The organism is Pseudomonas sp. LBUM1659, from assembly GCF_059716045.1.
In genome coordinates, this window is sequence record NZ_CP166797.1 from 2,528,164 (window position 1) to 2,549,767 (window position 21,604).

The 21,604-nt window shown below is 54.1% G+C and carries 20 protein-coding genes and 2 pseudogenes; 3 read left to right on the forward strand and 19 right to left on the reverse strand.

The window, feature by feature from the left end; genetic code table 11:
* The first annotated feature begins 127 nt into the window (after positions 1 to 127).
* The 3 genes and pseudogenes from ACA048_RS11420 to ACA048_RS11430 form a co-directional block, all read left to right on the forward strand.
* Positions 128 to 3,013: an RHS repeat-associated core domain-containing protein gene (locus ACA048_RS11420; RefSeq protein ID WP_497629195.1), complete on the forward strand. Its 2,886-nt coding sequence runs from the start codon at positions 128 to 130 to the stop codon at positions 3,011 to 3,013.
* Positions 3,014 to 3,249: 236 nt separating this feature from the next.
* A pseudogene (locus ACA048_RS11425) lies at positions 3,250 to 3,403 on the forward strand (transposase); the annotation flags it as partial.
* Between the two features lie 45 nt (positions 3,404 to 3,448).
* Positions 3,449 to 3,568 (forward strand): annotated as a pseudogene (locus tag ACA048_RS11430) (IS5/IS1182 family transposase); the annotation flags it as partial.
* A 129-nt stretch (positions 3,569 to 3,697) separates the two neighbouring features.
* Here ACA048_RS11430 and ACA048_RS11435 read toward each other — a convergent pair.
* The 19 genes from ACA048_RS11435 to ACA048_RS11525 form a co-directional block, all read right to left on the reverse strand.
* Positions 3,698 to 4,348 carry a helix-turn-helix domain-containing protein gene (locus tag ACA048_RS11435; protein ID WP_497629196.1) on the reverse strand — a complete coding sequence of 217 codons (651 nt, stop codon included), beginning with the start codon at positions 4,346 to 4,348 and terminating at the stop codon, positions 3,698 to 3,700.
* Between the two features lie 864 nt (positions 4,349 to 5,212).
* Positions 5,213 to 6,622 (reverse strand): bifunctional NUDIX hydrolase/phosphatase PAP2 family protein, encoded by a 1,410-nt coding sequence (locus ACA048_RS11440; protein ID WP_497629198.1) that lies wholly within the window; start codon positions 6,620 to 6,622, stop codon positions 5,213 to 5,215.
* Between the two features lie 66 nt (positions 6,623 to 6,688).
* Positions 6,689 to 7,153, reverse strand: coding sequence for a type II secretion system protein M (locus tag ACA048_RS11445; protein WP_497629199.1), 465 nt, complete (start codon positions 7,151 to 7,153; stop codon positions 6,689 to 6,691).
* Positions 7,153 to 8,250, reverse strand: a complete 1,098-nt coding sequence (gene gspL, locus ACA048_RS11450) for a type II secretion system protein GspL (RefSeq protein ID WP_497629200.1) — start codon at positions 8,248 to 8,250, stop codon at positions 7,153 to 7,155. The genes ACA048_RS11445 and gspL overlap by 1 nt, the downstream gene beginning before the upstream one ends.
* Positions 8,247 to 9,116 (reverse strand): general secretion pathway protein GspK, encoded by an 870-nt coding sequence (locus tag ACA048_RS11455; protein ID WP_497629201.1) that lies wholly within the window; start codon positions 9,114 to 9,116, stop codon positions 8,247 to 8,249. The genes gspL and ACA048_RS11455 overlap by 4 nt, the downstream gene beginning before the upstream one ends.
* Positions 9,113 to 9,673 carry a type II secretion system minor pseudopilin GspJ gene (gspJ, locus tag ACA048_RS11460; RefSeq protein WP_497629202.1) on the reverse strand — a complete coding sequence of 187 codons (561 nt, stop codon included), beginning with the start codon at positions 9,671 to 9,673 and terminating at the stop codon, positions 9,113 to 9,115. Before gspJ ends, ACA048_RS11455 begins: the two co-directional genes overlap by 4 nt.
* The gene (gene gspI, locus ACA048_RS11465; protein WP_497629203.1) at positions 9,666 to 10,031 is read right to left on the reverse strand and encodes a type II secretion system minor pseudopilin GspI; all 366 of its coding nucleotides are present in this window, start codon (positions 10,029 to 10,031) and stop codon (positions 9,666 to 9,668) included. Before gspI ends, gspJ begins: the two co-directional genes overlap by 8 nt.
* Positions 10,021 to 10,491 (reverse strand): type II secretion system minor pseudopilin GspH, encoded by a 471-nt coding sequence (gene gspH, locus ACA048_RS11470; protein ID WP_497629846.1) that lies wholly within the window; start codon positions 10,489 to 10,491, stop codon positions 10,021 to 10,023. The genes gspI and gspH overlap by 11 nt, the downstream gene beginning before the upstream one ends.
* Before the next feature lie 2 nt (positions 10,492 to 10,493).
* On the reverse strand, positions 10,494 to 10,943 hold the full coding sequence (gspG, locus tag ACA048_RS11475) for a type II secretion system major pseudopilin GspG (RefSeq protein WP_497629204.1): 450 nt from the start codon (positions 10,941 to 10,943) through the stop codon (positions 10,494 to 10,496).
* A 2-nt stretch (positions 10,944 to 10,945) separates the two neighbouring features.
* Positions 10,946 to 12,157, reverse strand: coding sequence for a type II secretion system inner membrane protein GspF (gspF, locus tag ACA048_RS11480; protein WP_497629205.1), 1,212 nt, complete (start codon positions 12,155 to 12,157; stop codon positions 10,946 to 10,948).
* Between the two features lie 2 nt (positions 12,158 to 12,159).
* On the reverse strand, positions 12,160 to 13,641 hold the full coding sequence (gene gspE / locus ACA048_RS11485; protein ID WP_497629206.1) for a type II secretion system ATPase GspE: 1,482 nt from the start codon (positions 13,639 to 13,641) through the stop codon (positions 12,160 to 12,162).
* Positions 13,638 to 15,557 (reverse strand): type II secretion system secretin GspD, encoded by a 1,920-nt coding sequence (gspD, locus tag ACA048_RS11490; RefSeq protein WP_497629207.1) that lies wholly within the window; start codon positions 15,555 to 15,557, stop codon positions 13,638 to 13,640. Before gspD ends, gspE begins: the two co-directional genes overlap by 4 nt.
* Positions 15,558 to 15,561: 4 nt before the next feature.
* Positions 15,562 to 16,038: a type II secretion system protein N gene (locus tag ACA048_RS11495; protein WP_497629208.1), complete on the reverse strand. Its 477-nt coding sequence runs from the start codon at positions 16,036 to 16,038 to the stop codon at positions 15,562 to 15,564.
* Positions 16,039 to 16,278: 240 nt separating this feature from the next.
* Positions 16,279 to 17,766, reverse strand: coding sequence for an N-acetylglucosamine-binding protein GbpA (gbpA, locus tag ACA048_RS11500; protein WP_497629209.1), 1,488 nt, complete (start codon positions 17,764 to 17,766; stop codon positions 16,279 to 16,281).
* Between the two features lie 235 nt (positions 17,767 to 18,001).
* The gene (locus ACA048_RS11505; RefSeq protein WP_497629210.1) at positions 18,002 to 18,430 is read right to left on the reverse strand and encodes a hypothetical protein; all 429 of its coding nucleotides are present in this window, start codon (positions 18,428 to 18,430) and stop codon (positions 18,002 to 18,004) included.
* A gap of 26 nt (positions 18,431 to 18,456) precedes the next feature.
* The gene (locus ACA048_RS11510) at positions 18,457 to 19,353 is read right to left on the reverse strand and encodes a winged helix-turn-helix domain-containing protein (protein WP_497629211.1); all 897 of its coding nucleotides are present in this window, start codon (positions 19,351 to 19,353) and stop codon (positions 18,457 to 18,459) included.
* A 359-nt stretch (positions 19,354 to 19,712) separates the two neighbouring features.
* A complete protein-coding gene (locus ACA048_RS11515; protein ID WP_497629212.1) occupies positions 19,713 to 20,192 on the reverse strand; it encodes a hypothetical protein in 480 nt (159 codons plus the stop codon).
* On the reverse strand, positions 20,189 to 21,037 hold the full coding sequence (locus ACA048_RS11520; protein WP_497629213.1) for a winged helix-turn-helix domain-containing protein: 849 nt from the start codon (positions 21,035 to 21,037) through the stop codon (positions 20,189 to 20,191). Before ACA048_RS11520 ends, ACA048_RS11515 begins: the two co-directional genes overlap by 4 nt.
* Before the next feature lie 59 nt (positions 21,038 to 21,096).
* Positions 21,097 to 21,567 (reverse strand): hypothetical protein, encoded by a 471-nt coding sequence (locus ACA048_RS11525; RefSeq protein WP_497629214.1) that lies wholly within the window; start codon positions 21,565 to 21,567, stop codon positions 21,097 to 21,099.
* Positions 21,568 to 21,604 lie beyond the last annotated feature (37 nt).

Sequence of the window (21,604 nt, forward strand, 5' to 3'; positions counted from 1 at the left end):
CTGGATTAGCAGTAATTAGTTGTTTTTGTGGAATGAGTATTTGTCCGTTATTTATCAGTATACAGAATCAAAACAGCATATTTAGGGCAGGCGTGAGCAATAATCACTCTAACATGAGGGCTTTGTCATGAGTACCATTTCCAACCTAACCACTGCGCAACTGTGCAGTGGCACTCCCACAGTGTCGATTGTCGATAACCGTGGCTTGTCAGTCCGTACGCTGCAGTACAACCGCAACGCTGTCGGCGAGGCGGCTAATGAGTTGATTGCCCAACAACGCTACAGCGTCAGCGGGCAGCTATTGAGCAGTATTGATCCCCGGTTGTTTGCTGCGCAGCAGGCCGATCCAGCGGTGCTGCCGAACTTTCGCTACCACAACTCGCTGTCCGGCCAGGTGCTGCGGAGTCAGAGCCAGGATGCCGGTCAGCAAGTCACGCTGTATGACATTGAAACCGGGCCGGTTTGGCAGAACAACAGTCGCGGACACCTCAGGCGTTTTGCCTATGACGGGCTGCACCGTTTGAGTACCGTTCATGAAAAAGACGGTGCCCAAATCAGCGAACGGGTCAGCGAGCGCTACCTCTACGGCGAGGACCAGGCCCATGCCACCAACGCCAACTGTCGCGGGCAACTGGTTCGGCACTACGACACGGCGGGGCTCAACGAAGTCGCCCGCTACTCCATCAGTGGCCAGTCTCTGCAGAGGGTCCGCCAACTGTTGCGGGATGACTCGGCGCACAGCGATTGGCAGGGCGCCGAAAACCAGTGGCCTGTGGTGCTGGAGCCCGAGCGACATCAAAGTCGCATCGGCTACAACGCACTGGGCGAAGTGCTGAACAGTGTCGATGCCAAGGGCAATCAGCAACGTCAGCAGCTTGATGTTGCCGGGCAGCTGGCAAGCAGTGGCCTGACCCTGGTGGGGCAGGCCGTGGAGCGTCCGATCCTGACATCAATCTCCTACAGCGCCGGCGGTCAGGTGTTGCGTGAAGCGGCGAGCAACGGGGTGGTCACTGACTACCGCTACGAGCCGCAAACCCAGCGCTTGAGCCGGTTGATCTGCACACGCCCACCGCAGGTCGGGCGCAATTCGCTGTTGCAGGACCTGAGCTACGTCTACGATCCGGTCGGCAACATCCTGTCGATAAGCGATGCGGCGATTGAAAGCCGTTACCACAACAACCAGCAGATCGAGCCGGCCAACGACTATCAGTACGATGCGTTGTATCAGCTGCTCACGGCCAGCGGCCGGGAGAATGTCGGGGCAAGCCGACAAGGCCCCGGGTTGCCGGAACCGAGCAGTGCCGACTCCAACCAGTACAGCAATTACACCCGGCAATACCGCTATGACCACGGCGGTAACCTGACCCGGGTGCGGCATGTCGGCAACCGCAATTACACCCTGGACATGCTGGTTTCCAGCACGTCCAATCGTGCGGCGCAGCAGACGGAGTTCCTGACGCAGGATGATGTCGAGGGGCAGTTCGATGCTGCCGGCAACCTCAAGCAGCTGGTGGTTGGCCAACCGATGACGTGGGATGGGCGCAATCAACTGCAATCGGTTACCCAGGTGCTGCGTAGCGATAGCGATGACGACGAAGAACACTACCAATATGACGGCGGCGGCACCCGGGTACGCAAAACCACGGTGAGTCATACCAGTGGTACGACCCGTCGTGCGCAGGTGATCTATTTGCCCGGTTTGGAGTTACGCCGGACCGAGAGCACGCAAGGCGTTAGCACCCGTCTCGAGGAAGGGTTGCAGGTCATCAGCGTTGGCAGCGCCGGTCGCCAGCAGGTGCGGGTGTTGCACTGGGAGGAAGGCAAACCCGACGACATTGCCAATGATCAGTTGCGCGCGAGTCTGGATAACCAAATCGGTTCGAGCTTGCTCGAGCTGGACCAGAACGCTGACATATTGACCCAGGAAGAGTACTACCCGTTTGGCGGCACGGCGGTGTGGTCGGGGAAAAACGCCAGTGAGACGAAGTACAAGTTTGTGCGCTATTCGGGCAAGGAACGCGATGTGTCGGGGCTGTACTACTATGGTTTCCGTTACTACGCGCCCTGGCTGGGGCGTTGGTTGAACCCGGATCCGGCGGGTACGGTGGATGGGCTGAACCTGTATCGGATGGTCAGGAATAACCCGATTACATTTATGGATGTGGACGGGTTGGCGCCCGGTGATGCGTCGATAGGCCGTAATAGATTTGACCGAAAAGATATGGAGGGCTTTGCATCTGTAACCCGAGCGATGCATCGCAGCTTGGAGTCCGCTGGCGTTGATAAGGATAAAACCCTTTATATTATTCTTGGTAGAAGCCCGCAAACATTGGGGGCATACTTAGAGCAGACAGGTTACAAGACTGCACTATTACAGGTTTCAGGGCTGACACGCGGAGGTCAGGTAGCTGGTCGTGAAAACCTTTCGGATGAGAGGAATGTAAACCGGGATAAGTACTTTGAATCTGCTATTGGCGACGCGTCGCAGGGTATGCAAGCAGCAGTGGTGATTGACTATGCGGTTTCCGGTGAAAGCATTCTAAAAGCCCGAGCTATGGTGTCTAGCCATTATGCCCAGAAAGGGGCGGAAATTCCCGTGAAGATGGCGGTTATCACACAGTATAAAGATAAAGACAATAAAGCTTATGCGGATTCGGATAACCTATTAAGGGATGGCGGGCCAGGTGAACTTGACTTGCATAGTCGGGGGGTGTGGAGGTACTTGAAATTGTCATACAATGAAGTTGATAAGCCTCTCGCCTATAGTGGAAAAATTACTATAAACGAGATCGATAGTGCTGCGAAAAACGTAGAGATTGACGAGGGTAAAAAAAATCACCTTGACCAAATGATGGCGCAAGGTATTGCGACCTATGGGCATCCTGAGTCCGGCAGTCGTAAAGGTACCGGAACTCATATAATGTCTATGGGAACACCACGTAAACCGATTACTGTTGAAGGGTATATAAAGAAATATAACAAGGGCGAAGGGTCGTGGTGCAGCATACTTTAATCTTGGGCTGCCTTAAGCTAATGCTTTGGGCTTTTTGAGTTGGGAAGTTGGTGGCGCATTTAATGACTTGGTTTGCGGACAATGCTGCAGTACTAGTTTCTGTACGTAAACCTTGAAACGCCGAAATGGGTAAAATCGCCGCCATCAAAGGCAGGAGTCCTTGATGGCCAAGCGATACGAACATCAATGATGTATCCAGGGAAATGATTGAAGATATCCTCACCCAGGATGAGAACGCGGGACGCCCAGGAAGCGACGCCTGCTTGATGCTCAACGGCATTTTGTGGGCGCTGTGCGGCGAATAAACCTGAGCGTTTCGGTCCTTGGTCTGCGGTTTATCAGTGCTTTCGTGACTGGCGCAATCGAGGAACTGTTAACCAGATGCTCAAATGCTTGCATGTCAAGCCCCAAGCAGTCGAGGGTACGGCCCGGCAAGCACGTCGCTGGTTATTGGCAGACAAGGGCTTCGATGCCGAATACCTTCGGTGCTATTGCTACCACTACCGGATGCAGTCTGTGATTCCTTTGCGCAGCATAAATCGTAAGCCTAAGCCAGTTCGTACACTGCCTAGTCTCTGTTTATGCCGGTGGTGGCTCAACGCATGCTGCTAGTTTGGAATTGGTTACTGTCTGTGTGCCGCAAGACTGAATAAGTGGGGCGGCACATCAGTTTATAGGAAAGGGTTAATACCCATCGGGGAGTGTTTTCATGATTTTTATAAGATGCCCGCCTTCCATTTCAATATAACCGCCTTGTTTCAATGCTTTCATGATTGACAGAGCGTGTGATCTGGAGACCCCGGTCGTATCGGTGACAAATGATATGGCTGTGAATTTTTCCCTAATGGAATTTGGTAGCTCATTCATCCACTCCAATGCTGATTTTACTTCCGCGTAGCTGTCCCCCAAGCACTGATTTAGCCATTTGCTTGAAAGGTTGCTGGTATTCCATGTCATAAAATCAAAAATCCCTTTTAGCAGATTTCTATCGGCGGCAGCCAAATGAATGTTCTCCATGGGGAGTTCGTAATAAGTAGAACGGGATAATACTTCGTAGCGGCCTGATGGTCCGGTGTAACTAGGCGGTTGATGGTCGAGCACAACGATTCCGCCAGGTCCGATAATGTTGATGACTTTATGGCCGCCGATCAATAATCGCCATGCGCCGCTTTCAATTGTGAATATTGAATGCTCGGTGATTTCTGATAGTTTCTCTCCGGCGTCAATCGTTTTTCGGAAGCCGTTTTTTTTTATCCATGTGTACAGGTAATGAATACTGGCGCCAACAAGTTTGTTGTTGCCACAATTGAATCCGGACAGATGAATTTTGTTCATTTTAGGCCCTGTTATTTTTGGGGGGGATGAATTTCATTAATGATCTGAGATTAGTTTCCTTTGTGTTTCAGTATTTCACGGAGTGAATGACAGCTATTTATTATTGAGTGCGCGTTTTGCGTAAGCGTTGTACTAAATTATGGTCTTGGTGTAAGTAATTTCAATTGAGAGTCTGATTGCGGACCGGTTTTTTTGTCTGAGCGATTAGTTAGTTTGTCGTAATTTTTTGTTACTTTTTATTGCGAAAGATAGTTCTCGCGAAGTGGCGGAGAGAGGCTGTCTAAGACGGGGGGAGGGGCGGTCGAGGTGGGTGCGGAATTTGGTTCTGGTTATGAAACGTAGACGCATTGATAGTATGTGGTAGGTAATGTTTTGATGTTTTCATTGCGATATGTGAGTAGATATTTCGTTAGGCGTGATTCACGTCGCGCCAGTCCATTGCTTCAACCCACCTTGTCTTTCTAAGCCACAATCCAGCGAGTTAACTGCACAACTGAATATTGAAGGTATTCACACGCTGGTTGGATCGGAGTAATGGCTGCCAAACCACATTGCAGCGGATCGCGGAATTTCTGAGCTTGATAGACGTGCGCAGCAAGAAGGGCTTGCGGGCGGGGCGGGAGCGAGCGGATCGGTGGAATTATGGAGAACGGCGAGGCGTTGTTGCGGCAGATGCATGGTGAATTTTTTTTGGGGGCATGATCGTTCCCGACACCCTGCAGCGTCACTGATGCTCAGTAAAGTTTTTTCAAGGCTGAAGGCTGTTTAGGGCAGTCTTCAGCTCACTTCGCTTTCACCCTCGGAATTCAGGGTATTCGATGCTCAATGGACATGCGAAAAGCTGTGGTTTGGCCAAATCGACTCTTACTCTTGGGGTTTGGGGCGATCTGGCAATGGTGAACTAAACAGTCCTTGAAAGGTTCGATAAGCTCCGGCCCGCAGCCAGTACCCCAACACGATGTAAATGAGGGCATCCTTCACCGCTATCTGCCAGTAGACAGTTAACTGATTGGTCAGATAACCCTTAATCAAGACTAGCCCTGCCATACCCATTAACATCCAAAGGGAAGTTATTGCAGTAGCCTTTCCTGTGGTCGAGTGACGACCCGCCACTCCATAGCCGATAGCAACAGCGAAAGGGAGCAAAAGGCTATCCTGCTTGCATATAACGCCCAATACCAGGCTTAGGGTGCCAAGGCCAAACCATGTGTAAGGTTGAGTGGCTATTTGAACCCCGGTCGAACTTTCATGTTTATTCTGCAGTCGTTCAATATACAAAAGCGCAACGCCGAGACTAAGCCCCACCAACACATCTGAAGCAAAATGGACCCCCAGCCAGATTCTTGCCATGGCCGTCCATAACGCCAACATCAATGCGATAGACGCTCCATATCTCAACGGAATTCGTGATCGCGACCATAAGGCTAGTGCGCCGAAAAAAAACATCGCACTGAATGCATGTCCGCTGGGCATCCCAAATCCGGAAGCGCCGTCCAGGCTGAGTCGTGGTAAATAGTTGAAGGGTCTTGGCATCGCCGCCATTGATTTGAGAACTTGCGCTATAAGTGTCACCAGCATTAGACCTAACAGCATCCGGTGCAGGTAGCGCCATCCCAGCAAGCAGGCGATGAGCGGTAGACACAAAACGTAGAACCATGTTTCGCCCAGAAAGTTTCCGGCTCGAAAAAATACCCCCCACTCGGACGTGGCATTCGCCAGTTTATTCATCCAGACAAGCTCAAGGTCCTGGATATAGGGCAATCGATTAGAAAAGTAGGCGACTTCCTCCGTCGCGCTGTCCTGCCAGACCTCTCTGAATTCAAATAGTCTGTGAACCTGATCAGGAAATCTCAGTTTTAGTGCTGCAATTTCCATCGCGTCGAAAAAACCAGCCTGGATTGTTTCTCGCCCGAGGTGAGGGGCATTGAGTAGGTTGACTCTATTTGAAGAAATTTGGAGTACATGTTCAGACTCGCATATAAAAAGCCGGACCTGCTGCTCTCCTGTATCAATCGATTTAATAATGCTGACCGTCAATCCCGTTTCTTCGAATGTTTCTCGTTGTGCCGTTTGCTCTGGTGTTTCGCGTGCTTCTGCATAGCCGCCGGGTAGAGACCATTTATTGCCTGGGCCGCCTTGTACCAACAAAATTCGGTCTTTTGAACTGATTACGCAGCCTGCGGCTTTGCTTGATAACTCGTTCGCTTGAACTACATTGTGGAAATGCAAGATGGATAATATGACGAACATCAAAGTTGCCGGGATTTTTCTCATTGTGTGTTCCTGAACCGATTAGTGTGACTGTTGTACATTGCGATCGACCTGTTGGGACCCCGGCCGCTAAACCCCGTTCAGTACCAGCCGGGCTTCCAGCAACTCATTATTCTTTTCAAGACTTAGCGACTGAAACAGAGCGCCTTCTCGTTCAGTGTTCTCCAACCAAAGCAACAACCTCGGCGCTTCGCCTCGCAGGGTGATACGCAAGATTTTTTCGTCGACCTCCAGTTGCTGCAAGTCCAGACCGGCTGCCATTGCGCTATCGTTCAGTCGCGTAGAAAGCGGAGTGAGTGTTAATTCGCGCGAGCTTCCCGGCAATGCGCGTTGCATCTCCCTCGCCAGCTCCAGGCGCTGCTGATAGAGACGCTCAGCCACGGCCAATCGCTGTTGCGCTGGCTGCCAAAGACCGTTGAACAGCAACACGCCGAGCAAAAATACGGCCAACACCGACAGCATCCGACGGTCACGCTCGGGCAACTGCTGCCATTTTTCCCGAAGGATTGGGGGGATTTTCAGGACGCTGATCATCAGGTGCCTTCCTCGAGGGTCAATACAGCGCGCACGCGGTTCTGGTCTTTGCTGGTATTGCCGAGCTTGATAGGCAGCTGGCTCTGGTTGCTGCGCACACGCAGCTGTTCAAGCTCGGCGAAAGTGTTCGCGGTCAGCTGGATTTTCCAGCCTTCGCCCATCCGATACTCGATGCGTTGCACCTCAACGCTGCTACCTCCGATGACTTGCTCTGCAAGTCCGCGCAGACGGGCAAGCTGGGTGGTCCGGCTCACGCCATCTTTGGCCAGTTGTGCTTTGAGTTGGGCTGCGAGGTCGACGATGCGAGTCTGCTCGGGATACATCGACTTGAAACGCTGAACGCTGTGGGCATAGAGCCTTGCACTCTCTTGCTCAAGAAAATGACTGCGGGTCAGGGTAAATGCCCACGCTATAAGAACGGTTGCAATCAGCGCGGCGAGCACGGAACGCACCGGCCAACGACGCTGTGCCAGACTGAACGGACCCTGACGCAGATTGATCGCCCGCGCAGCATTGGCACTCAATACACGGGGCAGGTGTGACGGCTCATCCAGCCAATTTATCTGCGCTGGTAATGTCCCATTCAGTGTTTGCCTTGCTTCATCATCGAGTGCCAGACGTGCCTCCAGTGTGCCCCCCACTATCCAGCGTCCGAACCACCACGCACCACATGCCTGATCACCGGGAAGCAGGTCGGCATCGACATAAATGTTCGAGGGCTCAATCCCCGCGCCTGTCAACAGTGCCACTATCGATTCAAGCCGTTGCCGGTCGATCGCCAGCATCGGATAGCGTTGTTGCCCATCCGCGGTTCCCGCCGCGATATGTAAGGTGTCCAGCTCTTGGGCCAAGTGGTCCTCGATGGTATAGGCCAACGCCTGGGCAGAGGGACGCCTGCGCGAGGGCCATTTTTCGCTTAGCCACCAACTGCACGATTCCATTGGCAGAATCAACTCGACATGGGTCCCCCTTAATGCGGGGACCGCTTGCGCCAGCGACAGGGTCTGAGGCTCCTGGCTGTCCTGCCACAAGCAACAAGTCCAGTCGTGTGAGGGCTGATTCAGGCCTTCGGCGGTGAGGTAGAGCCAGGTTTTCATGGGCTGATTTCCTTCTCGTACGCAGGAACGAAACGCCGTTGCAGCAGTTGAAGCCGGCCATTGTGCCGATTCCGTTCGAAGTCGCTGATCAGCCGCAGGCGGCGCTGCCCAATCTCAATCTGCACTGTGACGCGAAACCAGCGACTGGTCAGCCCTAGCCCATGGCTGGCTACGCCAAAACCCTCAATGACCGGGGCCTGAGTAAACGCCTGGACGCTGGGAAATCCCGCAAGTGGACGCTGTGCTACCAGTGCCCGGGCGACGGCGGGTGTCATGCCTTCAAGGGTGGAAAGCAGTGTTGTGGACGCGGTATTGACGTTCAACGTGGCGTCTGCGGGGAGTAGGGCGATCCAGGGTCGGATGCGCGACAGCCATTGGGCATCAATGCCGGGAACCATGCGCAGCTCGGAGATATCGGACAATAACCCGGCGTTGTAGGGTGGTCGCAGCAGGGTCAGGTCCGGCGCGTTCAGGTTCAACACCTGAAGGAGCTGCGCCCAACGACCGAGGGTGATCTGGTCAACCTGTCCGGGTTTAAGCAATTGATTGAAGTTGAACCGACCGGCCAGATCTTCGATGTTGATGCGCGCGGTGGCACCGTCGAGTTCGAAGGTGGTCCCCGGCCGGGCCCATTCCTGTCCCAGGTTCACGCTTTTTGAATCGCGCCACTGAGCATTCTGTAAAAACTGAAGCGCCAATGTCTCTGCGCTCAACCCTGACTGCTGCAGCTGCAATCGATGAAGTAGCTGGGCGCTGCTTTGTACCGCAAGACGATGACTGCGCAACAGACTGCTCACCAGCAACAACGCCAGACTCATCACCAGTAAAACGGTAATGAGTGCTACCCCTTCCTGACGGCCCTTCATCGCACCACCTGAGGCAATGCGAAGACCCGTCGAATCTCGCCGAATCGAGGATGGGCAAACACCAGTTCCAACGCTATCGGAGCGACCGGAGATTGGTTTGCATCGCGCGGCCAGTCGAGGCGCCAGCCTGCTTTTTCATCGAGCAAACGCCATCGCACATCGCTTACCCCTTCAAGCAACTTCTGACGCTGTAAAACCGTATGTTCCGCAGAACGACTATGACGCCAGAGCACGCCGTGCTCGACGATGTAGCTGACTTCCTGCAATTCACTGCGTAACTGATCAAGCGGGTTTCGCCAGTTCCCTCGTTGAAAATTCAATAATCCCTGATCCAGCAGGAAGGTCCGGCCCGGTCGGCGTTCCACGACGTGAAGAGCATCGCGCTCAATCACCGCAACGGCGCGCATCAGACTGCGCAAGGCCTGTTGATGAGCAACGCTGCTACGTTCGGTGCTCGCTACGCTATCGAACAGGCGCCAGCACGCCAGCCCCAGCAAGACAAAAACGGCCATGGCGATCATCAGCTCCAGCAGGGTGAAGCCGGCCTGTTTATTCATGGCGGGCCTGCAACCAGCGCTGGCTCCGGTTCACGATGTCATCGCTTTCGGCGCGGCGTACATTGACTTCAACCTCAAGCAGGCGTGGGTCGTGCGCAGGACGAGTGAATTGTTGGATGACCCAGTCTTGTTGTGCAAACTCGACAACGAACTGCTGTCGCCCCAGCGTCGGGTGACGTTGCAGGCTAGCTTCATTCAACTGGTTATCTGCCAACCACGCCGCAAACAGACGCTCTTCCAACCCTCTGTTTTGCTTCAAGGCGTACTGGCTGGCTGACAAGGCCGCCGCTGCCAGGGTAGCGAAGATGGCGAGCGCGATCATCACCTCCAACAAAGTGAAACCCCGTTCAGTTTTCATTAATGAGCGGCTCGCCAAGACCATCACCGGAAATACTCAACCATGGTTGGGTTAGGGTTGATAAGCGCAGGGTAAACGGGCTGAACTCGTCGCTGCTGAGCAAGAGGATCTGCGGGTGACCTGGATGTTCACTCAGAACAAGAGGCTGACCCTCTTGTTCAAGTGACATGGACAGTCCTGCAGGGAGCTGGTGGATTGGCCCGAGCAGGCGCCAGACTGACTGCTCTAAACGCATTAATTGGTAGTTTTCGCGTTCCAGGCGCAGTCCGTACTCTCGTCCTTCGAGTACAGCGCTTTCGCGTGTTGTTTGCAGTAACTGGAGGAAATGATGCGCCTGCTGTAGTGCCTCTCGACCCGGGTTCTTACTGGCCACCACGTGAACCATGCCAGCCACTACGCTGATGACCACGATGACCGTCAGCATTTCAATCAAGGTGAACCCCTGGCATTCCCGTTTCACCTTCAGTTCTCCCAATTGCCGATTTCCGCAGCATGGCCCTCACCACCGTCAACGCCGTCGGAACCGAAGGAGTAAAGATCGTAGCCGCCCGCTTTGACGCCGGGATTGAGGTATTGATAAGGCGTGCCCCAAGGGTCAACGGGCAGTTTTTTCAGGTAGCCTTGTGGGCTCCAGTTTTTTGCTGCCGGCATACCCACGGGGCGTTTGGCCAACGCCTCAAGCCCCTGCTGTGTCGAGGGGTAGTTGTTGTTGTCGAGGCGGTACATTTCGAGGGCCGTTGCGATAGCCTGGATGTCAGTGCTGGCCGCCGTTACCTTGGCCTGGTCGGGGCGACTCATGAATTGGGGCACAACGATGGCCCCCAGGATGCCAATAATCACGACGACCACCATGATTTCGATCAGCGTAAAACCGCGCTGTGCGCGGGGTGTTTTGTGCAGGGCAGGTGTCATGATCAGTTCACCAGTTGATTAAGGCTAAGAATTGGCATCAGGATGGCGAGGACAATGAGCAGCACGACGCCGCCCATGACCACCAGCATGAAGGGTTCGAACAGGCTTACGGCCAGCGCTATTCGCGCCGCCAGGTTTTTTTCTTGTTGCTCGGCGGCACGGGCCAGCATGCTGTCCAGCTCTCCGGCCCGTTCGCCGCTGGCAATCATGTGGAGCATCAGCGGTGGGATATCCCCACCGCGTTCCAGGCCCCTGGTCAGGGTGCCGCCCTCTCGAACTGAACGGGCGACATCGCTCATGCGGGCTCGGATGATCTGGTTCGAAATGACTGCCGCGGCGATTTCCAGTGCATCCACCAGCGGCACGGCGCTCTTGCCGAGAATCGCCAGGGTGCTGGCAAACCGCGCTGTTTCAGTGGCCCGCAATACCCCGCCCAACAACGGGATCTTGAGCAAGAGGTCATGCCAGCGCAGCCGCACGGAGGGCTGTCGCAGAGCCGCACGGGCGGCGGCCAACAACGCAAACATCAACAACAGCAGCCACACACCATAAATGCGCAATCCATCACTCAGGGCGATCAGTCCTTGGGTCAGCAAAGGTAAAGGCTGACCGCTGTCGACAAAAACCTTCACGACATCCGGCACCACAAAAGCCAGCAGGAAACCGACGATGATCAGCGAGGCGAACATCAGAATCAGCGGATAGACCAGCGCCAGCTGAATGCGCTGACGCGATAGCTGGGTCGCCTCGGTATAGTCGGCCAGTTGCTCCAGTACCTGATCCAGATGTCCGGAGCGTTCGCCGGCCGCGACCGTGGCGCGGTACAGATCAGGGAATGCCCGTGGAAAGCCTGCCAGGGCCGACGCCAGTGCATACCCTTCCAGAACGCGGCTACGCACCGACAACAACAGGCTGTTGATTCGACGTTGTTCATTCTGGGAGGCCACTGCTTGCAAGGCTTCTTCCAGTGGTAGCGATGCTTGAATCAGCGTTGACAACTGTCGCGTCACCAGTGCCAGTTCGCTGGCACTCAAACGAGTATTACGGGTGAATCGACCGCCAGCCCCCGCTGTGCGTTTGGCAGCCTGAACGCGTGTCGGCAACAAGCCCTGCTCGCGCAGTAATTGCCTGGCATGTCGTAGGCTGTCGGCCTCCTGGCTGCCTCGGATCGTGCGGCCGTTATTGTTTTTTGCCTGATATTCGAATGCCGGCATGGTCAGTCCTCCTGAGTTACCCGCAGCAATTCATCGAGGCTGGTGGTGCCATCGAGCACCCGCCGCTGGCCATCCTGAAACAGACTGAGGGAGGTGTTCCGCGCTTCTTGTACAAGCTCTGATTCACTGGCTCCACGATGGATCAAAGACGCGAACACCGGGTTCGCAGTGATCAATTCATAGATTCCAATACGCCCGCGATACCCCTGTTGGCACTGGCTGCATCCCCGAGCCCGAAACAATTGAGGTGCGCAGTCGGCTGTCAGCCCAAGACGCAAGCTCTGGGCCGAATCGGCCACATACGGTGTTTTGCATTCACTGCACAGGCTGCGCAGCAAGCGCTGAGCCAGCACTCCCACCAGAGAGGAAGCCAGCAGGTAGGCGTCGATCCCCATGTCCAATAGACGGGTCACTGCACCAACAGCGCTGTTGGTGTGCAACGTCGACAGCACCAGGTGCCCGGTCAGGGATGCTTGCACTGCGATCTCGGCGGTCTCCGTGTCGCGGATTTCGCCCACCATCACCACGTCCGGATCCTGACGTAACATCGCCCGCAAACTACGCGCAAAGGTCATATCCACCTTTGTGTTGACCGGTGTCTGCCCAATGCCTGGCAGGTGATATTCAATGGGATCTTCAACGGTGAGGATGTTGCGCGTTTGATCATTCAGATGGGTCAGCGCTGCATACAGGCTGGTGGTCTTGCCGGAACCGGTAGGGCCGGTGACCAGGAAAATTCCATGGGGTTTGCCGAGCATTTGTTGCAAGCGTGTCAGTGTTTCCGCACGCATCCCCAATCGTGCCAAATCCAGGTGCCCGGCCTGCTTGTCCAACAGCCTCAATACCACACGTTCGCCATGCGCCGATGGCAGCGTCGAGACCCGGACATCCACTTCGTGTCCCGCCAGGCGCAAGGCAATGCGGCCATCCTGCGGGATACGCTTTTCGGCGATGTCCAGGCGGGCCATGACCTTGATCCGCGACACCAGCAGATTCGCCAGTTCGCGCTTGGGCCGCAACACTTCGCGCAGCTGACCATCGATCCGCATTCGCACGGACAGATACTGCTCAAAGGTCTCCAGGTGTACATCCGAAGCCTTCTCACGCACCGCCTCACTCAGCAGCGCGTTGATCAGACGGATAATCGGTGCATCCCCTTCCTGCTCCAACAAGTCTGCCGCCTGGGGCACTTGATCGGCCAAGCTGACCAGATCCAGTTCATCGTGCAGGCCTTGGGCAACCTCTTCGGCTGCACTGTGTCCCTCTCGATAACAAGCGGCCAGGCGCACTGCGAACGTCTGAGCGTCGATGCGTTGCAACGGCAGGTCCCGATCACTCAGGCGCCTGACTTCAGCCAGTGCGGTTAGCGGAGTGTCATCGCGAAACAGTACGCGCGCCTCTACGGACTTCCCTTCGATCAGCACACCGAATCGACGGGCAAATCCAAAGGGAAGTTGCAGATCCGGCACTGTCTCTTGGCTCATTGGGAGCGCACCTTGTCTTTGCGCAGATCAATCAATTGATTGTCATCTGCTCCCTGAAACAACTGGTGGGGGTCCTTGGGCAGCAATAGGGAGTTGCTCTGCCGCACCCCCGGCTTGCTGAGATCACGCAAGTCGTTGTAACGGTCTTTGGTGATTTCGGCCAGATTCTCCCGGCTACGCACGATGGTTGGCCGCAGGAACACCATCAGATTTGTCTTTTCGTGGGTGTCTTTAGTTGAGCGGAACAGCCCGCCGATCAGCGGAATGCGCCCCAGGTAAGGGACACTGCTTTCCACCGTCCTCACGCTGTCCCTGATCAGCCCGCCGATCACGATGATCTCGCCATCGTCAGCCAGAATGGTGCTTTTCAATGCCCGCTTATTGGTGATCAGATCGCCGTCAGTCAAGCCGCTGGAGGAGGGGGCTATTTCAGAGTTTTCCTGCTCGACTTCCAGCCTCAGGGTCGAGCCTTCGTTGATGTGTGGCTTGATCTTCAGGCTGATGCCGACATCCTTGCGCTCCACTGTCGTGAAGGGATTGTCCGAACCGCTGCCTGACGTCGTGTAGGAGCCCGTCTTGAAAGGGACGTTCTGCCCGACCAGGATTTCTGCTTGCTGATTGTCCAGCGTCAACAGACTGGGCGTCGACAGCAGGTTGTTGCGCGCATTGCTGGCCAGCGCCGTGACCAGCACACTGAAGCTGTCGCTGCCGATTTTCAAGGCGGCACCGTCCGGCAATCTCACCCCCCCATCAGACATGAGTAACCCGCCAAGGGTGCTGCCCGCCGCCGGGAAGGTAATGCCACCTTTTACATCGCCGCCATCCACGCGCCATTGCACGCCGAGGGCTTCATTGATGTCGCCGGATACCTCGACGATCGCCGCGTGGATCAACACCTGGGCGCGAGGTTGGTCGAGTTGGCGCACGATATTCTCAATCGTCCGGACCTGAGTCGGCTCGGCAATCACCACCAAGGCATTCTGACTCTCCGCGGCTTTGACCACGACGGGCATGGAGGAAGTCAGCTCTTTGTTGCTACCGGATCCCATGGGGGGCTTCATGCCTTGGCCCATGGAGTCGAGCATTTCTGCCAGTTGCTTGGCGTCACTGAAGCGAAGACGGATCACCTTGGCATTATCGGCCTGGGCATTGGCCGGTGTATCTAGCGAACGTGCCATATCAATCAGGCGTTGACGTGCGACCTGAGTCCCCAGGATTAGCAGGCGATTGCTGCGTGAATCGGCAATCACCTGGCTACCCGACTCCAGGTTTTGCTTGCCGAGGGATTGCTCCATCACCTTGGCGATTTCGGCGGCCAGACCGTGACGCAGTTCGACCACTGCGTGGGCATTCTTGGCGCCCGAGTCCAGTTGTCGCACGATCTGTGCGATGCGCCGAACGTTCTCCGCGCTGTCGGTGACGATCAGCGCATTGGCCGATGCGGAAGGGCCGATGTAGCCATGGGCCGTAACCAAAGGTCGAATCAACCCGGCCAGATCCGCGGCAACACTTGAGTTCAGCGTCATGACCTCGGTCACGAACTCGGCCGAGCCGGCGGCTTGCCCGGTGCCGGCCCGGGCCTTGGCTTCTGCTGCCGGAATAATCAGCAAACGATCGCCCTGATCGACAGTGGCAAAGCCGTTGGCTTCGAGCACTGAGTAAAACAGGCGACGAACGCCTTCACGGTCCAGCGGTTGGCGGGAAAGCACGGTAATACGTCCCTGGACACGGGGGTCGAGAATCACCGTGGCACCGAGAATCGAGGACATTTCCTGGACGACGTCGCGCAGTTCCGCATCCTTCATGGACAACTGCCATTGAGGGACTTGGGCCAGAACAACGCCTTGAAACATCAAGGGCGCCAGAATCAGGGATTGTAGCCAGCGTCGCGGTGAAAACCGCCAGCCTGTATTCATGCAGTCAGTCACTTTGGCCTCGGTGTGTGGTCGGTTGAAGATGGTGGGAAGAAGGCTCGACAACTGCGTTGTGTACGTCACGTTCAAGCAATCGCAACGTCGGCTTGCCTGTTGTTTCCAGGGGCAACACCTCTTCACGACCGTCCCGCCACAGAACCGCCTGCGCCACTTCGACGCGGCGCAATACGCTGCCGCCCGGCAAGGTGTCTCCCACCTGGTAGGTACGCTGACCTTCGGCACCCGCGAGCAACGCGCGCGAGTCTCCGGCACTTGAGACAAAGCTGGCCCTCAGCACCAATGCTTCGGTACTGCGGGCCGGGGTGTCCTGTCCCGCCAGGCCAAGCACGGCCGCAATTGCACGGGGATTGAACGCCTGACGCTCATCGCGTGCCGGGGCAGGGGGGGGAGGCAGGTTTTCCACCTTGGGCAAGGTGTTGCGCCAGGCCCGCTCTTGCCAAAGCAATACGCTTGCATAGCTCAACGGCAGAACCAGCAATGCCGTTCTGAAAAGTCTTGGGAGCAAACCCGGGATTGCCGTAAATGAAAAGCTCAAGCGCCATTCAACTCAGAAAAAATGCGATGGAATATCCGGGCGCGGTTGATGACCGCTGCAGGAGCGTCGGCTCAAACCGACACCCGATTGACGCGGCATGCCGGTTTTTCAAAAGCCGTTGTGAAGCCGACAGCCCGCAAAGGCTGTGCGGCCTCACTTTGGATGGAGTTACCGGGCGATCCAGGCATCCGTCCAGTTGGAGCCTATCCCCGGCTCAAACTGGTTGGCATTCGGGTTATAGAGCTTGCACCAGCCCTCATAAGGGAACGGTTTGCACTCATAGACTTTGCCGTCTTTTGGCTGCAGCACCCTGGTGCCTGCTTTGTAGCTGGCGAGTTCGTTCGGGAACTCGAAATCATAATCGCCACTACCCGCTTCGCCGGTCATTTCAATGCGTTTGACGTCCTGAAGATTGACCCGGCCATCGTCGCTGCGGCCCACCAGCAATACCTGATGTGTTCCTGGCGAGCTGGTTACCGGAACACTGAACGATGCTGTCGTAGCGTTGACCCGTTGGTTCGCTTTACCCACTTGCTTGTTATTGGCATCCAATACAGTGGCTTCAACGTTGAGTTCGCGGTTGGTCATCGCGGTGAAGTCGACATTGGCCTTGCCTTTGTCTAGTTCGTACTCAGTCGCGATGTTATGAAAGTGCAGATAGGCGTCCGGGTCGCCCACCAGAACCGTTTGCATCTGGTAGCTGGTGACACCACTTTCGGCTTTGGCGTACAAGGTGTTGGTGCCTTTGACAGGCGCGATATTGCCTTCACTATCACGCACGCCGGCACGGATCAGTGTCTGGGTCGCATTGACCTTTTCAGCCAGTTTGAATGACCAGTTCTGTGCAACGCCTTCTTCAGCTGTTTCGATACCGATGCCCACGCTGTATTCAGGGCTTTCGGTACCGCCGATGAAGGCTCGAGCCTTGACTTGATCGCCGACTTGCAGGGGTTGGTTGGGCGTGATGTTGCCCACACTGTTCCAGCCATCGGCAGGTCCACCTGGGCCGCCATCCGCGATGATGTTTACATCCACTGCCTTGTGGAAGGCCATGGCCGTGTCTTCAACTGTCCATAGACCCAAAATGACATGGTGTCCGCTTCGGTCGGCAGGAACCACGCAGGTATGTTTTTCCCTGCCTGGGCCTGAGCCGCCTACCGCACCGTCAATCGGCGGGAGGCCATTGCCTTGCACGGTGCAAAACGGAGTGGCATCAAAAGCCGAACGCTTGAGTGGTTCGTTTGGATTCCAGCCGGTTCGGGTGATGAAGTATTCCCAGCGGGTCGTTCTGTGGGCGGCTGTGTAATACCAGGAAAACTGGATGGTACGATCGTCGATTTCGTTCAAATGCCAGCGACTGGCTGTTTGAATGTCCATTTCAGAGAATGCCGGGTTACCGGCGCTGGGGATCTTTCCATCGACAGGGCCCGAGCCTGGAAAACCTTTGGGGCCTTCACCGACACTGTGAGGCTCGTATTGTGCTGCCCCGCAATTGGTATTCAAGCTGAGTGACGGAATGCAGGAATAGGCGCGTTCTGGAGGGTCGGTGATGTAACCGTGAGCGGCCGCTTGTTGAGACGTCAGTAAGGTGCTCAGCAGCGTTACTGAAAATGCACACCGTAAAAGTATTCCGTTCGGTAACAATTTGTCTTTCATTAGAAGCTCCTGCTTGGTGCAATTTATTAGGCTCTTGAGTGCACTGGACTACGTTTCAGAAAGCGAGTCCCATCCTTTTGTTACCACTGAACGGCTCACATCACGGCATCAATAGTTGTGAAAAATGCTCTGTGCGCCGGGTTGTTAATCGAAGAGGCGTGACAGCTGGTATGCCCAGGTCGCCGCCTTGTATCAGTCCGGAGTCAAGTTGCTGGAGAGTCAGGGGGTGAGGGTTCTAGTGTGCCAATCCAAAACAACGCAGTTTTTGAAGTTCGACTATATAGGCGCAGAAATTGTCGGCTCGGGTGGGTAGCCTATACATCGTGAGCGGCATGTTTTCCTTCGCGTAATAAGCTTGGTTATAGGCCAACTGACTGTTGGCATATTTTTTAGATGCCCTGTTCAGGCTCTGGTTTTCAGATCGGGTGGTTAAAAAGAAGCTACCCTGAAATGTGCTTTTGATCCCAAGCGGCGTAATGTGGGATGTGCTGTCGATTTGTTGAAAATCGTAAACAGTATTTTTCTGAAATTGTAAACGCGCGTTTTGGGGTATCGATTCCCCGTTTTCGAACAAGACGATGCCTTGGGAGAAATAAGGTCCGTAGAGGTGATGACGCTCAAGGATGAAATACATAAGGTGAGCGAGCATCAGCAGCAGTGCCACTATGAAGAGCGATAAATCTGAGCGGATCATTTTACACAGGCCAATAGTTGATGGTCATTGATTGTTGTTATTTGGGATTGGTGCATAAGGATGGTAGAAACACTGCCGTCTTGATTAATGCAAATGACATCAAAATAATTGTACATGCGGTTAAATAATAATGTGACGGGCGCGCCGGAAATTGCCAGTAACCTATCCCGCAAGGGGCTGATTTCAGTGTGTAGAGTTGTAAGTTTTTCTTTGTCGGGAGCCGTATACAGAAGGCTTTGATTGCCTATGTGTTCAGTGCTAACGGCCAGTCCAGTCTGCACAAGCAGAGTAGGATTGAAACGCCAAATGAGGGTCGCGAACAAGAATGCAATAAGTAATAAAAGAAATATACGACGACTCTTGACAATACATTGTATGAGGGCGGGACGCTCGCCTGAGGGGGAGGCAGCAATAGTCGGTGCCAGATTTATGTCGTGCTGGAATGCAGGCCACTCTTCGGGAGAAATCAGAAAGCGAGAGTTGAGTTGATACCCACGACGAGGCATGGTTTGTATGATTTCTTTGGCCACTTCATCACTCAGATGCTCTCTTATGCTGGAAATGGCTTGATTCAGGCTGCTTTGAGTAACAACGCGCCCAGGCCAGGCATAGGCCAGAATATCTTCTCGGGCGACAATAGTATTGGCCCTTGTAATTAACAATTCCAGCAAACGGGAAGCGGAATAACTAAGCTCCACTTTGGAAGTCAGCTGTTCTCCAAAGAAAAACGTTAGTAACTGACAGGTAGGTTCGAAGTGAACATAATGTTCTGGTTTTGCGCAGCGAATGACATGGCAGTCAGGAGGGTGTGGAATCGTGCGTGTATTTGCAGTATCAACGCTCTGAGGCGATTTTTTAGAAAGGCGGGGTTCTTGTATGTCTGTGGAAGTCATGTTTTTGCCTTAAAGATACGCAAGGTAAAAATAGCATCCAATAAATGATGCAGTCGCTAATATCTGAAGGAGGTAAGGGTGGAGGGCATCCTCTCTTCAAGGCCGAACACGCGCACTCAACACCTGCTTGAGCATCTGCTTGATAGGTCCGGTAGGAACTATCAAGCAGGTGCCTCCAAACGCGAAGTCAATAGATGTCAATTCACGTCAATTCACGAATTTTTCCTAAAAAAAGCTCGCATCTTCGGCTCTTCACTCTCTGAACTACAGCAGGCTCTAGATTTTTATCTGCGGGAGTAACCCATTCTTCACGAGATCCATTCGCAGAGGTTGTAGAAGCCTGGCTGGAAGTCATCGCTTCACGGGTGAAGCTCGCGGGGACGATTCTGGCCGAAACATCTAACTTTATTTAGCTCCTTAATGTAAAAACATAATGTGTCTTTTTCATGAGGGAGCGTATAGAGCGTCAGGAGGGTTCCGGGCTTACTGCTGTAGGCATTATTAAATACAATGTCTTCGTCGCTGTAGCTTGGGGGTGCTGTTACTTTTGAAGAGTTTGAAGAGATGTTTGTCAGCTTGAAATTTCCCGCTATATGAGCGTCTACGTCCCTGAAAAAATCCTGATACCAGGCACCTACCTGGATGTACTCATAAAGGCTATTGCTTTTTAGTTGCATTCGAATGCTGACAGGGGTGCTGCTGCCATCACTCATCAGAAACAGTCCGGTAGAAAAATAGGCGCCACTGGTTGGGTGTGCCCGTCCTAGAAATGAATACCCTGCATGGGCAACTCCGAAGGTGACTATCAAGCCACACAGCACGCTGTTAAGTCTTATCATTGCAGGCACTCCCGCAATTGTTGATCGTTTACGGTCGCCAGTTGGGTGCGGTGAACGGTTATGAATTTTGTTACACCTTGATGGATGCAGGTGATGTCATAGTAGTCTTGTGTGCGGTTGAATACGAAAGTTCCAGGGCGACTTGAAAAAATTACAAGACGCTCGCGTACTTTTGATAGGTCATTCTGGAGTGATTCTAAAGAGGCAAGGTCGGGAGCCGTATAAACCAGTTGTTGATTGTTTTCTTGTTGCGTGTCGATGACGAGATTAGGTTGTAGCAGCAGATCCCAATCAACACGCCAAAGCAGGGTGCTTAGCATCAATGCAGTAGTTGCCACTAAAAACAACCTGACAGGCCTCTGCCAGTGTTCAGGCAAGCCATCCCATTTGGAATGCAGGTGGGTGTTATTTTCAATAACAGTCGGTGTGTCGCCACAGTCGTCGCCTGTCTCTGGAAGCTCTACTGCAGCAGTAAGAAAGCTTGAGCTGAAGACATAACCGCGGCGAGGAATGGTCTGGATGATCTCTTTGTTTTGTTCATCCCCGAGTAGCTCTCGTAATCGTGAAATTGCTTGATTAAGGCTACTTTGTGTGACGACACGCTCTGGCCATGCGTACTCAAGTATTTCGTTGCGAGTGACAACAACATCAGCGTTTTTTACCATCAGCTCCAGCAATCGACTGGGGGAAAACCCTAATTCAACCTGATATTTTGAGGTTCCTTCGATCAAGGAAATCTGCTGGCGTTGAGGAAAAAAAATTGCTGATCGTCCTCGTTGTGAGCATCTGATGGTGTAGCTAAAGAATGGACCACTTTGCGTGGTAGTACTCGTCAGGGTATCCATGATGCATCCGTGATTTCTTGCAGTTGAAGGTGTTTGGCTGTGATGTGTATATAGTTGATTTATTTGAAAAAATTGGCAGGTCGTGAACGACGCTTCCTATCAGTATGATTGCACGTCAGGATCCAGTCCGTCACGCGAGCGGAGTCGAGTCCGTGAAAGGACGCATGACCCTGGCACTCATCGTAGTCATCACTATCAGGTGGGCTGAAAATCACAATTATTGAGAAATTTTGACTTTGTAAATTCAGGTTGGCAGGCAAGATGCTGCGCTTCGAGTTGCCTTGGGCGAGTCTGTGTCTGCCTATACTCTCTGGATTATTTGTGAGCAATGCGATGGCGTATGCAAGCCGGCGCCGCTGGCCAGGAATCATGTCGCACGGTGTGTTCGTTGTGCGGCGGTACTGGATCGAGGCAGTCGGCTCAGTCTGCAACAACATTTGGCGCGGACGATCGGCGCCGATCTGCTTTTTGTGTTGGCTAACGCCTTCCTCGTCATCGTCATCGCCATCAGGCTGCAAGGCCTGACCCATCAGGCGACGTTATGGGACTCCGTACAGGCCTTGGCAC